The following is a 12,289-nucleotide window of genomic DNA, read 5'->3' on the forward strand; positions in this document are numbered from 1 at the left end:
GGCATTAAAAAACCCGCCGGAGCGGGTTGGGTGGCTGCCGCGAACGCGGTCAGAATCGGGTTTGGATATCCATTGCCTGGGCGCGCAGCGCAATGCGGCCGCCTGGGCGGTTTGCACGGTTTTGAGCAACAGCACGGGAAAGCTCATCTACTGCGTCTTGCGGGCTTTGCATACGGTCAGCCAAGCCTGCGGCAATACCGGCCTTGCCACGGAACAACCCAGCCTCAGTGGCAATGACTTGCTGCACGGACAGGCCGCGATAATCAGCCACTGCCTCTACGAACAACTGGTAGCTTTCTTGCACCAGGTCGTTGAGGAACTTGAGCGACTGATCTGTCAGCGGCTCGTGCGGGCTCAGATCGTTTTTGTGTGCCCCGGCAAACACGGTGGTCACCTTGACCCCCATGTTTTCCTCCATCTTGGAGCGGTCCATGTGGCTGGCGATCACGCCAATGGAGCCAAGGCCGCTGGTCTGACTAACCACCAGCTCACTGCAGGCTGAGCCGATCAGGTAGCCGCCGCTGTAAGCCATGTAGTTAACGATGCCGGTGATAGGCTTCCGCAACGACATAGCGCGGATATCCGCCGCCAGTTCAAACGCACCCACTGCGGCGCCACCGGGGCTGTCGATATCAAGCACCACGCGCTCAACCAGCGGGTCCGCGACCGCTTGGCGGATCTGCGCGCGCAGCCCTTCGTAGCTTGTCATGGTTTCGCAAGCGTTGATGTGGCCACCACGGCTCACGAGAATGCCGCTGACGGGGATCACCTCAATGCCCGTGTTGCCAATGGCCACACGGCGGTTGTGTTCCTCCCGCTCCAGGCGGGCGCCATAATCTTCATCGTCACGCCATAGGCCAGCCCCAGCAGCGGCTGGCCCGATGTTGATGATGTTGAGGTTCATCGTTTGATTGGCCCAGCGCACACCCAGATCGAGCATGTCAGGCGCAACCAGTAACGGTTGGTTGAACAGCAGGCTTGCCGCTCTCAGGTACTGTTTCATTGGGCAAGCATCCTTTCGATTTCGAGCTGCTGGACTTCCAGCTGTGCCCGGACTTTCGGGTTGGTGAGATCCGCACCACCTTTGGTGGAGTCGACCATGTTCAACGGCTGCAGGTAGATATCGCCACCGGCAACCGGAGGCATGTTCTCCAGTCGCCGAATGTCGTTAACGCTGAGCCAGCCCCATTGCCGGCCAATGGCATAGGCCTCATAGCGGCTCTTTTGGTCACCGCGCAATAGGCCGGACAGGTTGAACTCAATGAAGTACTTGCGCCGGTCCTGCGGCAGCAGGAAGTCGCGCATCATTGCCTGCTCGTGGCGCTTAACCCATGGCAGCAAGCCGAATACCACGAACTGGATCAGCAGCTGCTCGATGGTGTTGTAGTTGGCCTTCTCAAGGTCGTTGAGCATGGGCAGCGGGATCTTGTACATCCGCGCTATGTCCGCAGCAGCCAGCTTGAGGATCGCGACAATCTCAGCATCCACGTTATTCATGGATACCGGCTTGAAGGTCATACCCTCTTGCAGCATGGCGACCTTTTTGGCGTTATCCATGCCGCCGAATTTGGCACCCCATTGATCAAGGATGCGGTCGATTGACCCTTGATCCTTGATTGCCGGTGCCTCACGCGGGCGCTCGATCACACCCGAGATCGCAACGCCGTTGGCGAACGATTTGTTGGTGTACTGCCGCACGGCCTGGGCAAGCCCAACGGACTCGGCATGCAGCTCAATAGGCGACATACCCAAGTAGTTGTTAGTGCTGCCCCAGCGCACATGATGAATCATGCGCATCGGCACCGGCTCACCGGCGCCAATGCGGTAATAGGGCAGCATGTCGCCGCCTTTCAATACCTGAGTTTTGTCGTTATCCAGCGGCCAGAGCGCGGAAACGTTACCGTCTTCACGGCGGTCAATCCAGCTGAAGCCGTTGCCCCGCAGGCCGAGGGCGATCTGCCGGCCTTCAAGGTATTCGTATGGGGTTTGAAACCCATTGGGCTGGTAACGCAGCACGTCGTACAGCGGGTGGTTGATGGCCGACTCACGCTGGCCTTTGTCTTTGCGCTCGTACACCTCAAGCGGTAGCTGCGCCATGCTCTCAGCCAGCAAGGTGACGCAGTTTTGCAGGATGGGCAGCCCCATGGCTGACTCTGGCGTGACAACCACCCCGGCGCTGTTGCGGCCCGAGCCGATCAGGCCGCGCCAAAAGCCGCTATCAACATCAGTCAAACTACCCTGGCCGGGGCCGAGAGCGCTGGAAAAGAACATGCTCAGCCTCCCAAGTTAGAACGCTGCACGGCGGCAGCTCGATCAGCCAAACGCGACCAAGCCAGTAAACCGAGGCCAGCAACAATGAATGCAGCCGGGGCATTAAGTTGATACACGCCCGCCACCAGCAGGCCAAAGCCCAACAAGCCGGCGAGCCAGGAAGCGATGAGCAGTTTCATATACCGACGCCTTGATCATAAATTGAGGTACCACCCCCAGTCGGGGTAGAGCCGCTAATACCGGTACCCATGACAGCAGCAACAATGCCGTCGATGCGCCCGGTGGCTTTTGACTTGTCGACCTTGCGGTTGCCTGCTGGGTCTGAGGTGATCACCGCGTTGCCGGCGCACCAGGTCATCACCGGGTTACCGTCATGGCGTAGGGTTTCAACCACCTCTACTGAGGTCTCACTGACCAACTCCCATTCAGCGGCGTCAAGGTCTATAACCTCTGCTTGCCCTGCCATGCCGAGCAGGCGACGCTCAAACTCATCCACCGCTGGTGACATGGACTGATAGCCCTGGCCGAAGCCCTTCATCGTCGGCAGGCTGATGTCGTGCTCTTCCATCAATTGCAGCAGATCCTCGATACGCCAGCGGTCATAGGCGATCTCGACAACATCGAAATAGGAGCAGATTGTTTGCAGCCGCCGTAGCACGTGCAGTTTGCTGATGGCCCGGCCCGGGGTTGTTTCTAAATGCCCTTCACGAATCCACACGCCGTAGGGCACCTGGTCGCGCTTCTCGCGCTCTTCAAGCTCGTGATCAGGTATCCAGAAGTACGGCAGCAGCCGCCAGTGCGGGTCAGCCGCCGTGGGGTAGAACACCAACACGAACGCAGTCAGATCCTGAGTACTGGCCAAGTCGAGCCCACCAACACAAGGCCGGTCGCGCAGCATGCGCATGGGCACCGGCTGGCATGCCTCGGTCCATACGTCGTAAGAGATCCATGGCGAGGTCGCCTGGGTCCACTCGCAGAAGTTCAGCCGCCTTACGACTGACTCTTTGCTGGGCATGCCGCGTGCTTCCTGCACCTGCTCACGCAGATACTGGCGGCCAGGGATGCCGTCTGTTTGCCCCTCTGCAATGAAGTCCAGCGATGGGTTTACCTTCGCCCAGCAGCTTTCATCCTTGATCGGATCATCGCCCTCATCGAGCGAACAGATGAATGCAAAGAGGCTGTCGCCTTCCTGCGAGCCGTTGCACACGCGAATGCCCAGGTCATGGTACTGACCGGCAACGCTCTTTTTGTCTGAGCCGCTGTTGGTGATCATGGCGATCAGCGCTTTGCGGCGGCTCTTTGTGCCAGCGCGCATCATGTCTACGGCGCTGGCGTTCTTGTGCTCGTGCAGCTCATCAATCAGCCCCATGTGCGGGCGCGGGCCAGACTGGCCTTCGTCGGAACTGATCGGGCGAAAGAACGAAAAGCTGCTGGGGTAGTAAAGGTTCCAAACCTTTTCGTCACGGCCGGACTGCACCAGGCGGGACGCCAGCTTGGTCGACATATTGACCATGGCCACCGCATCGCGGAACAGGATCATGGCCTGGTCACGCTTGGTCGCGGCGGCGTAGATCTCAGCGCGCTGTTCACCGTCAGCCACCAAGCCATAGAGGCCGATGCCAGCTAGCAGTGGTGACTTGCCGGAACCCTTGCCGGTTTCAATGTAGGCGATACGAAAGCGACGGAACCCGTCGACGGTGTACCAACCAAACAGCGAGCCGACAATGAAGGCCTGCCATGGCGCAAGCAGGAAAGCCTGGCCCTCATACTCGCCGCCGTTGAGGCAGAGCACATCCTCAAAAAAGCCAATGGCGCGGCTGGCCGCTTCCAGATCCCAGACCAACCCACGCAGCGGACCTTCAACCAGGTCACGCAAGTGGCGTTTGCAGGCGTTGCGAATATCCGGGCCAGCAACGATCTGATCACCCAATACCGCACTGGCGAACGCGGTTACACGGTCACCCTGCTCAGGTGAAGTAGCGCTCGGCGGCGTCTCTTGGTCCATTGGGAAATAACTCACCTTGCGGCGCGGCGGGCTTGAGGCCTCGGCGGGCAAGCGGCGTGAGACCGAACTGGCGGCCGAGATCATCGGCGCGGCGCTGGGCGTCGTTGCGTAGCTTGCGCCAGATGGAGAGATCCTTCGCACCCGTGCGGTATGTCTGTACGTCGCCGCCGCGTGGCGTCAGCGCGTTGTTGTTGATCTCGCGTATCGCAAGGGTGAAGCGCTGATACTCCGCCACAGCCTCGCAGTACTGACCCAGCGCCTGGCCATCCAGGCGAGTGACCAACCCCAGTGCCAGCAAAGCGGGGATCAGCTGATCCCACTCGCGGCCAGCAGAGTCATCGAGCCAATCAGGCTTATCAGGTGCCTCAACCGGAACGGCGGGCTTGGCCACCTCTTCCAGCAGATCCTTGGGGTTGCGCTTGCTCCGATTACCTTGGAGCAGATGCAGAACAGCGGGCTGGGCTGTACGGCCAGAGTTGCCATTCCCAGACATAAACCACCTCAGATTTCACGTAGCAACGTGCACTACCAGAAAGGGGTCACCCCCCATTTTTCCCGGCGTTGCGAACCGAGTTCCATATGTCGTTCGATACTCGCCAGATTGGGGGTTTTTAACCCCCCCTACCCCGGGGCGCGGAGATTCCAGTGATGGCGCGGATCGTGCGGCCGGCCTTCATCGCTGCAGCCACGGTGGGCCGACTTTTCCATCCGCTGCTTGGTCGAGTCGTGGCAGACCTTGCAGAGCGATTGCCAGTTGCTGCGATCCCAGAACAATTTCCAGGCTTTGGCTATCTGGTCAGGGCAGCCACTCAACTTGGCGTCACCCAGCTTATGAGCAACGATGTGGTCGACCACGCTGGCGGCAACCAGCAGGTCCTTATTCTGGCAGAACCGGCAGAGCGGGCTGCGGCGCAGGAAGTCAGCACGAGCCAGCTTCCAGCGGTAGCCGTAGCCCTTGGCCGAACTGCTCAGCTTCTTGGGCTTACGCATCGCCATCAGCCCGAGGCTTACTGGGCACGTCACACACCCCAACCTTCTTCGCCAACCAGCGCGCGTAGATGGCGCCGGTGATGTCAGCACCCAGCAGGCCGACGCCAATAGCCAAGGCGCCAGCCACATAAGGATCTTTCCAAAACGCCAGAGCCAGCAACAGCGTGGCCATACCAAACAGCGCCGAGCTGCCGAACCGCAGCAGCACACGCTTGATGATCTCCGACATCGCAACCCCAGGCAGATCAGCCTGGCGCATCTCGCCAACCAACCCAGCCAGAGCAACCAATACCAGTAACCACGTTGGCAAATTCTCTAAGCCCTGCTGCATTTGCTGTTCAGTCGACATACCGGGCTCCTGCTGCCGGAAACAAAAAAGCCCCACCGAGTGGCGGGGCCTGAAATAGGCGGCTCATCCATGAGCCATGGCGTTCTGACCAGGGCGGGGACCCCAAACGCCAAAAACAAAAAACCCGGCGCGGTGGCCGGGTTTGGGTGAGGTCTCTAGTTGCGTACCTCTCTGAACGTGCCTGATTTATACCCCTCCAATCCGGTGGCAGCAAGGGCGCGACACTGCCACCCCCGCAATCAACGGCAACGCACCGGCAATCAGCGGCCATATAACGTAACTGGCTCCAGCGCCGCAGGCATGCACCCCACCAGCCCTACCACACCAAAGACAAGTGCGACGTTTGCAACGCCGCAAAATCAAGGTGCTGACCTTCCGTCCTACTATTTATTAAGTTCTCCATATAGAGGGAGAAATTAATTAACGCTGCGCGTGATGCGCGCGCGTGATGGTGTGCGCTTGTGCTATGCGGGAGTGGCGGCAATTGGTAGGACGGTGCGCCGTCGCCAGCTACTACGCGGCATACAGCCGTTCCGCTAGCAAGAACACAGGCGGGCCGTGCTGGGTCGCGAGGCGTAATCACGCCGCACGCTCCAGCAACATGCCCGCAATCTCCAGATGCGCCGAATGCAGACGCGCATAAAACTGCGTGCGACCACACCCGCAGTGCGCCCACTTCTGCCGCTCCAGGCTCTCATGGTTCAGATAGTGCTCACGCACAACCTGCGCCAATGGCCAGGCTAAGTGCTTGTTCACGATCACCTCAATGTCCGCACTCCAACTCAGCAGCATTTTCGGCCCGCCGCGCGAGCCACGTATCAGCTCGCCCTTACAGTCCATCAACTGCCCCAGCATGCTGCTGCCAGAGCCGCCGGCACCAACACCGCCGTGCATATCGCGCGCCCATAGCTGCAACATCTCATCCATCTCGGGAATCAAAACGCACTCTCCTGCTGAGTAATGGGTGTCCCGCGCTTCCACTCAGCTGGCTTCACGTACTCATAACTGCGCACACCACCTGGGCCGCTGCCCTTGCGCCGGCGCGGCCACTTCAGCCGGTGCATAATCTTGCCGATACGCATCTGCTCCGGCTTGCCCCAATGGCTTGGGTCTATGTTCAGCGCATGCTCAAGCAGGTTCGCGCCCGTAACTGTCTCCCCGATATGCTTCTCGGCCAGGTAAGTTATCACCAGGTCCTCCCACATATCCGCCTGATAACGCTGGTCTTGCTCGGCGGCAAAGATATCAGCCTCCTCGCGCTCAACCCACCATGGCTCACCTGCGCGAAAGCAGGCTACCGCCTCGGCCCAGAGTTGATCACGGTCGGCTCGTAGGCCTTCGAGATCCACCTTGGTGCACATCACCGGCCAGTAACGGCGGTTGCCCGTGTCGTCTTTCAGGTATTCGTCTTGGTTAGTGGTGCCGATAAACACACTCTGGCGCGGCACATCGAGCATCCGCCGCCCGTAGCTCTCACGGTACGTGTCGATAGAGGATGAAACAAACTGCTTGGCCTTGGTCGACTCCGCCTTGTTCAGGCTATCCAGCTCGGCCATCTCAACAATCCACTTGCCCCGGATCGCCTGATAAGCGTCTTTGCTGCTCAAGTCGAATGACGTATCCATAAACCATTCGCCGCCCAGAATACGTGCCGCTGTCGACTTACCCGCACCCTGCAACCCTTCCAAAATCAGCATCGAGTCCGCCTTGCAGCCCGGCTTGCACACCCGCGCCACCGCCGATAGCATCCAGCGCTTGCCCACCTTACGGGTGTACTCAGTGTCGATAACGCCCAGCCGATCCTGCAGCCAAAGCTCAAGACGTGGCGACCCATCCCACTCCAAGCCGTTCAAGTACTCACGCACCGGGTGCACCGAATTATCCGCTGCCACCGAACTAACGGCCTCCACCACATGGGTGGACTTAACCCGCAAGCCGTACACATCAGCCAGCCACAACGTCACCTTGATATCGTCCAGGTCGCTCCAATCGCCGGCAGCACCGCCATACGGTGGAGTACGCAGCTTGCGAGTTTTAGAGCTGAACGAGTCCCAGGTAATCACCCCGTCCCAGCGCTGATCGTTACCCAGAATCAACGCCACGTTGTAAGGGTGCGCGATCAAACCGCCCTTCTCAGCGTACTGCAGCTTTTCCCGCCAAGCCTCAGCCGTGGCCGGGCGCACCACGGCCAGCACCTGCCGGCGCACTGCATCCAAGCCATCGGCAACGTGCAGGTCGTTAAAGTCCGTCCAACCATCCTCACGGTCGGTATCAAACACCGGGACAACCACCTGGCCGCCCACTACCAGTGCCGCATTGCCAGCTTTCAGTACGCCCGTATTCACGGGCTGGCCATTGATCACCGTCTTCCAGTCATCATCCGCGCAGAACACCAGCTGCCGTCCCGGATACCGCCCGCGCATCGCCTGCGCCACCGGCAATAGGTTGCCCGCATCAAAACACACGCACACCGTGAGCGAGGTTGCCATGTGAAGGCTGGCACCGGTGGCGTAGCCCTCGGCAATGAGGATCACATCACCCGGCTCAGGCTCAGGGCCAATCAGGTGGAATGCGCCCTCTTTCTCCAAGCCATACGGCCAATAGGTTTTGTTGCGCCCAGTTTTCGCCTGCTTCTCGGGGTACAGCACCTGCAGCCCGACAATATCGCCCTTCACATTGCGCATTGGCACAAACGCCGTGCCGCTCTTCGCCTTGTAACGCAGGCCCATACCAACAACCCGCTTGGCGTCCAAGTAGACCGAACCGCCCTTTTCGGATAACGACTTCCACATACCCGCAGCACGCCGGGCGGCAGAGCGATGCTTGTACTGCTCGGCCAAGGCCGCTTTACGCTGGCCCTCCTCGGCGCGGGCCTTCATCACCGCGCGATCCTCAGTGCTCAGCCGCACGCCCTTGGGCTTAATCTTGTGCCAGCTGCCTTTCTCACCGGAGCGCCAATCACCGAACGAGCCGCAATACAGGGTTTTACCGTCGCCAGTCATGTGCTCATAAATCACATACCAACCGGTTTTCTCCGGGGCCTTATCGCCCTCGCACTCACAGCGTGCGCGCTTACCGATCAGCAACGGCGTTTCAGGGTTCAGGCCCCCGGCCTGCAACTGGGCCAGCACGTCATCGAGCAGATTAAGGTTAGACATGGCCAGCACCCTCAGAAGCGCGCTCACAGGACACATCTACCAGCGCAATCAGGTACTCAATTGCATCTAGTCCGCACTGGTTACCATCAAAAACAAAGCGCGCTTGAGCGATCAGATCAGGAGGCAATCGATCGACTCGGCAGCCGGCTTCATAAAGCACATGTGTGCCAGCCTGCAAGCCAGCAAGATTATCCCACTTACGAATGTGCAAGCCCGGCCAGGTACCGCCAAAGACCAGATCAAGGCGCACAGCCGGCTTGGCATTGCGGCCAGCCAGCTCAGCAATATCCGCTTGAGCATCCGCCACCAAGTAGGCGATGTAAGCCGGACCGGCCTTCGCCACAAGCCTTGGATCAATAGCCGCCCAACGCTCAATAGACTTCCTCATGCACGCACCCCACGCCTATCAACCAGCTCTTGGCACTCAGTGCAACGCGTGCAGCCGCGATCAAGCACGGCCAGCCTGCGGTCTTCAGGGATGGCATAGCCACACCCTTCACATTCCAACGCGCACTGGCCGGGGTTACCAACAGGCCGTGCGGCCATGGCTTGAGCAAGGCGCTGCTCGATAACACCATCAGCAAAATCTGCGTTATCAGCCATGAGCCAAATCCTCCGCATGCTTTTGGCGCAACACCGCGCGCAACTTGAATACCGCCTGCACCATGCGCTCGGCTAGCAGCTCAAACTCAGCCAGCTCATCACCGTCGACGGCGCCATCAGCCAGAGTGGCCGACACATGCGTGGCCAGCTCCCCTTCGCGTGACAGCAGCGCACCAATGCCCGCCATCAAAGATTGCGGCGTATCGGTATCGCTCAGCTCAGAAACATCAATACCCACCCAGCCAATCGGGTGCAGCAAGGCGTCCACAATGCGCGGGTCGCGCGTTGCATCCATCAGTAATTCGAGGTCGGCAATGTTAGGTGTGTGGCTAGTGTTGGTCAGGCTCAGCTTATGGTTGAGCGTGGTGGCGTTACCGCCGTCGATGGCAGCAATGGCAGTGGCACCGCCGGGGTAATCGCGGGCGGCGTGGTGCAGTGCCTGTGGCAGGGTTAACAGCGTGCGCTTAGCGCGCTCGATAGACGTGAACCGGTTGCGGCTCATGGCAATACTCCAGAAAGACTGCCAGTGACCCCAACGCGGCGTATTGCTACAGTTGCGCCGTGGTCACTCACAAGGTGGTCATTTGCAGTCGGTCGCTCTGTGGTGGAAAAGCCGACTGCACCCCAATGGCGAGACCCATGCTCCGCATGAGCCCCGCCGTTACAGCTAGGCCCTGTGGTGTGGGGCCTGGCAACCCAAGGCATCCGTGCCTTGGTAGGTGCTAGAGGTAGGCGCGTGGTATTGGTTTGCTCCGCGCCTATCTACTGCATCACCCGGTAGCACTGTGGTGGTGTGTGCCGGGAGAGACTGGGCGGCCCTTGGGTCGCCTTTTTTCTAAGCCGCCTGAGCTACTGGTTCAGGTGGGAAAACGTCATCAAGGGTGCAGTCGGCACCCAGTACATTAAGCGCACTAACGATTGCACGGCACTCCGTAAGACCAGGCTCACGCCGATCAACCTCATAGTTACTCAGGCGCGGCTGAGACCAACTTAACTGTGCAGCTAGCGCAATCTGGGAGATCCGAGCATCACGCCGGATCTTAGAAATGCAGTTCATAAGAAGATCTCCGATTTCACGCAACAGACAATAACAACACTACGTTGTTTTAACAACACGTTTAGTCGTCAACCTAATAAACACACCGTGATATTTTTGCTATATGGAAACTTTAGGCTCACGAATAGCACGCCTGCGTAACGCTCAAAAAATCTCCCAAACCGAACTCGGCAACAGGTGCGGTTGGGAGAAGGGCCAAGCTCGCATTGGCAACTATGAAAAAGACAAGCGAGAACCCGCTCTCCCAGACCTGCGCGCCCTAGCCAAAGCGCTGGGCGTAACCCTTATAGATCTTCTCGAAGAAGCACCTAGCGCAGTAACAGAGCACCGCGGCGACTACAACTATTCACCATCCGCAACGGACTACGCCTTGGTGCCGCAGTACACCGCATGCGGTGCCGCTGGACACGGCCAACTCAACGACCACGTGGAAGTCAAAGGCGGGCTAGTATTCAAAAGAGACTGGCTGACCAGAATGGGTTTACGCGAGCGGCACCTGCACGTTATTTACGTTCAGGGCCATAGCATGGAGCCCACGATCTGTGATGGCGACGTTGTGCTGCTAGACGAGACCCAGACAACACCTCGCGATAGGCGGATTTACGCAATACGCAAACCCGACGGCGAACTGATAATCAAGCGCCTGATTCAATCCATAGCGGGCGGATGGATGATTCGCAGCGACAACGAAGACAAGCGGGAATACCCAGACCAACCCATCAGCGATACTGACATTGAGCAGATAAAAATATTAGGCCGCGTTGTCTGGCACGGAGGAGCGCTTTAATGCCAACTATCCACCGCAGCATAGATACTCCAATACGCACCGGCCTCGACCAACATACCAACTGGAATGGCCCAGATAAAGGCCTTATCAACTGCTGGGAGGTAGGCCGGCAACTTGCCCAGGCAAAGCCTGAAATGGCCGAAGCCGCGCGGCGGAGTGAACTGCCACTCACCAATTGGAAAGGCGGAGTGAGCCGCACACTTAAGAAGCCTGAAAAATACGGATCACTTCAATACCTCGCGCAATGGCAAGGCCTGCGCGGCGAAAATCTTGATGTTGATCCGACAGTAGAAGTCACCATAACTTGCACCAAAACCAGCATGGTGGTGACCTTTACACCTGATATTAAAAAGATATTAGACCAACATACGGATGAAAAAGCAGACGGAGAAGAGAGCGATGGTCGACCTGCATCAGGAATTTCAGAACAGTCGCTTTTTTCATGAAGCCCGAATTGACCGGCGCTCTGCTGACGCGCTGATCGGTCTGGCAGCTGGCATAACAGCCGACAACTCAATAAACCAGCAAGAAGCCGAGTTTCTCAAGGGCTGGATAGAAACCAACCTGAATCACTTGGCCGACCCCGTGGTTAACATCGTTTACCGCCGCCTGGCCGACATGCTCAGCGACAACAAGCTAGATGCTGAAGAAGCGGCCGAATTGCTGGCCATACTCAAACAGTTCACTGGCCTGCAACTATCAAGCGCCATCCCCTTTCAGGCACCATCAACACTTCCCCTCAACCAGCCACCGCCGACCCTTGAGTGGTCCAGCCGCGCCTTTATATTCACCGGCGTAATGGCCTTCGGCCCCCGCAAAGACTGTGAAGCACTTGTTACCGAGCGCGGCGGCTTGATTGCCCCTGGCGTGAACAAGAAGGTCAACTTCTTGGTAGTAGGCAGCATCGGTAACGAACAATGGCTGCACAGCAGCTACGGCACTAAGATCAAAAAAGCAGTCGAGTTACGAGAAAACGGTAGCCCGATAGCCATCATTAGCGAAGACCACTGGCAACAGGCCATCTTCGGATAAATCACTAAACGCCGAATACAACAAATTGTTGTTGAAA

The 12,289-nt window shown here is 58.6% G+C and carries 16 protein-coding genes; 3 read left to right on the plus strand and 13 right to left on the minus strand.

The features are described 5' to 3' along the window. Nucleotides 1-49: 49 nt before the first annotated feature. The 13 genes from WF513_RS12095 to WF513_RS12155 all read right to left on the minus strand — a co-directional run bounded on the left by WF513_RS12095 (nucleotide 50) and on the right by WF513_RS12155 (nucleotide 10,433). Complete coding sequence (locus WF513_RS12095; RefSeq protein ID WP_339079634.1) at nucleotides 50-1,003, minus strand: S49 family peptidase; 954 nt, start codon at nucleotides 1,001-1,003, stop codon at nucleotides 50-52. After that, nucleotides 1,000-2,271, minus strand: coding sequence for a phage portal protein (locus WF513_RS12100; RefSeq protein WP_339079635.1), 1,272 nt, complete (start codon nucleotides 2,269-2,271; stop codon nucleotides 1,000-1,002). The genes WF513_RS12095 and WF513_RS12100 overlap by 4 nt, the downstream gene beginning before the upstream one ends. Before the next feature lie 2 nt (nucleotides 2,272-2,273). Further along, entirely contained in the window at nucleotides 2,274-2,450 is a 177-nt protein-coding gene (locus tag WF513_RS12105; protein WP_339079636.1) for a hypothetical protein, read from the minus strand. Further along, nucleotides 2,447-4,276, minus strand: a complete 1,830-nt coding sequence (locus WF513_RS12110) for a terminase TerL endonuclease subunit (RefSeq protein ID WP_339079637.1) — start codon at nucleotides 4,274-4,276, stop codon at nucleotides 2,447-2,449. Before WF513_RS12110 ends, WF513_RS12105 begins: the two co-directional genes overlap by 4 nt. After that, entirely contained in the window at nucleotides 4,239-4,769 is a 531-nt protein-coding gene (locus tag WF513_RS12115; protein WP_339079638.1) for a P27 family phage terminase small subunit, read from the minus strand. Before WF513_RS12115 ends, WF513_RS12110 begins: the two co-directional genes overlap by 38 nt. 128 nt (nucleotides 4,770-4,897) lie before the next feature. Beyond that, a complete protein-coding gene (locus WF513_RS12120; RefSeq protein WP_339079639.1) occupies nucleotides 4,898-5,272 on the minus strand; it encodes an HNH endonuclease signature motif containing protein in 375 nt (124 codons plus the stop codon). Continuing rightward, nucleotides 5,259-5,615: a phage holin family protein gene (locus WF513_RS12125; protein ID WP_339079640.1), complete on the minus strand. Its 357-nt coding sequence runs from the start codon at nucleotides 5,613-5,615 to the stop codon at nucleotides 5,259-5,261. Before WF513_RS12125 ends, WF513_RS12120 begins: the two co-directional genes overlap by 14 nt. Nucleotides 5,616-6,194: 579 nt before the next feature. Beyond that, complete coding sequence (locus WF513_RS12130) at nucleotides 6,195-6,554, minus strand: hypothetical protein (RefSeq protein ID WP_339079641.1); 360 nt, start codon at nucleotides 6,552-6,554, stop codon at nucleotides 6,195-6,197. Next, the gene (locus tag WF513_RS12135; protein ID WP_339083546.1) at nucleotides 6,551-8,758 is read right to left on the minus strand and encodes a VapE domain-containing protein; all 2,208 of its coding nucleotides are present in this window, start codon (nucleotides 8,756-8,758) and stop codon (nucleotides 6,551-6,553) included. Before WF513_RS12135 ends, WF513_RS12130 begins: the two co-directional genes overlap by 4 nt. Nucleotides 8,759-8,765: 7 nt before the next feature. Beyond that, a complete protein-coding gene (locus tag WF513_RS12140) occupies nucleotides 8,766-9,161 on the minus strand; it encodes a hypothetical protein (protein ID WP_339079642.1) in 396 nt (131 codons plus the stop codon). Then, complete coding sequence (locus tag WF513_RS12145; RefSeq protein WP_339079643.1) at nucleotides 9,158-9,376, minus strand: TraR/DksA family transcriptional regulator; 219 nt, start codon at nucleotides 9,374-9,376, stop codon at nucleotides 9,158-9,160. The genes WF513_RS12140 and WF513_RS12145 overlap by 4 nt, the downstream gene beginning before the upstream one ends. Continuing rightward, nucleotides 9,369-9,878, minus strand: a complete 510-nt coding sequence (locus tag WF513_RS12150; RefSeq protein ID WP_339079644.1) for a phage regulatory CII family protein — start codon at nucleotides 9,876-9,878, stop codon at nucleotides 9,369-9,371. Before WF513_RS12150 ends, WF513_RS12145 begins: the two co-directional genes overlap by 8 nt. Before the next feature lie 333 nt (nucleotides 9,879-10,211). Next, the gene (locus WF513_RS12155) at nucleotides 10,212-10,433 is read right to left on the minus strand and encodes a helix-turn-helix transcriptional regulator (protein ID WP_339079645.1); all 222 of its coding nucleotides are present in this window, start codon (nucleotides 10,431-10,433) and stop codon (nucleotides 10,212-10,214) included. 103 nt (nucleotides 10,434-10,536) lie between these two features. On the opposite strand from WF513_RS12155, the gene WF513_RS12160 reads away from it, so the two are divergent. The 3 genes from WF513_RS12160 to WF513_RS12170 are packed head-to-tail and all read left to right on the plus strand — an operon-like array spanning nucleotide 10,537 to nucleotide 12,252. Then, nucleotides 10,537-11,220 (plus strand): LexA family transcriptional regulator, encoded by a 684-nt coding sequence (locus WF513_RS12160; RefSeq protein WP_339079646.1) that lies wholly within the window; start codon nucleotides 10,537-10,539, stop codon nucleotides 11,218-11,220. Further along, nucleotides 11,220-11,666, plus strand: a complete 447-nt coding sequence (locus WF513_RS12165) for a hypothetical protein (protein ID WP_339079647.1) — start codon at nucleotides 11,220-11,222, stop codon at nucleotides 11,664-11,666. Before WF513_RS12160 ends, WF513_RS12165 begins: the two co-directional genes overlap by 1 nt. Continuing rightward, complete coding sequence (locus tag WF513_RS12170) at nucleotides 11,620-12,252, plus strand: BRCT domain-containing protein (protein WP_339079648.1); 633 nt, start codon at nucleotides 11,620-11,622, stop codon at nucleotides 12,250-12,252. The genes WF513_RS12165 and WF513_RS12170 overlap by 47 nt, the downstream gene beginning before the upstream one ends. The last annotated feature ends 37 nt before the right edge of the window (nucleotides 12,253-12,289 follow it).

The organism is Pseudomonas sp. TMP9, assembly GCF_037943105.1.
Taxonomy (GTDB): Bacteria; Pseudomonadota; Gammaproteobacteria; order Pseudomonadales; family Pseudomonadaceae; genus Aquipseudomonas.

Excerpts from the sequence above, each read along its gene's own strand:
- WF513_RS12120 (WP_339079639.1), bottom strand. The coding sequence starts at position 5,272 with ATGGCGATGCGTAAGCCCAAGAAGCTGAGCAGTTCGGCCAAGGGCTAC.
- WF513_RS12165 (WP_339079647.1), top strand. The coding sequence starts at position 11,220 with ATGCCAACTATCCACCGCAGCATAGATACTCCAATACGCACCGGCCTC.
- WF513_RS12140 (WP_339079642.1), bottom strand. The coding sequence starts at position 9,161 with ATGAGGAAGTCTATTGAGCGTTGGGCGGCTATTGATCCAAGGCTTGTG.
- WF513_RS12100 (WP_339079635.1), bottom strand. The coding sequence starts at position 2,271 with ATGTTCTTTTCCAGCGCTCTCGGCCCCGGCCAGGGTAGTTTGACTGAT.
- WF513_RS12110 (WP_339079637.1), bottom strand. The coding sequence starts at position 4,276 with ATGGACCAAGAGACGCCGCCGAGCGCTACTTCACCTGAGCAGGGTGAC.
- WF513_RS12115 (WP_339079638.1), bottom strand. The coding sequence starts at position 4,769 with ATGTCTGGGAATGGCAACTCTGGCCGTACAGCCCAGCCCGCTGTTCTG.
- WF513_RS12150 (WP_339079644.1), bottom strand. The coding sequence starts at position 9,878 with ATGAGCCGCAACCGGTTCACGTCTATCGAGCGCGCTAAGCGCACGCTG.
- WF513_RS12170 (WP_339079648.1), top strand. The coding sequence starts at position 11,620 with ATGGTCGACCTGCATCAGGAATTTCAGAACAGTCGCTTTTTTCATGAA.
- WF513_RS12105 (WP_339079636.1), bottom strand. The coding sequence starts at position 2,450 with ATGAAACTGCTCATCGCTTCCTGGCTCGCCGGCTTGTTGGGCTTTGGC.
- WF513_RS12145 (WP_339079643.1), bottom strand. The coding sequence starts at position 9,376 with ATGGCTGATAACGCAGATTTTGCTGATGGTGTTATCGAGCAGCGCCTT.
- WF513_RS12160 (WP_339079646.1), top strand. The coding sequence starts at position 10,537 with ATGGAAACTTTAGGCTCACGAATAGCACGCCTGCGTAACGCTCAAAAA.
- WF513_RS12125 (WP_339079640.1), bottom strand. The coding sequence starts at position 5,615 with ATGTCGACTGAACAGCAAATGCAGCAGGGCTTAGAGAATTTGCCAACG.
- WF513_RS12155 (WP_339079645.1), bottom strand. The coding sequence starts at position 10,433 with ATGAACTGCATTTCTAAGATCCGGCGTGATGCTCGGATCTCCCAGATT.
- WF513_RS12095 (WP_339079634.1), bottom strand. The coding sequence starts at position 1,003 with ATGAAACAGTACCTGAGAGCGGCAAGCCTGCTGTTCAACCAACCGTTA.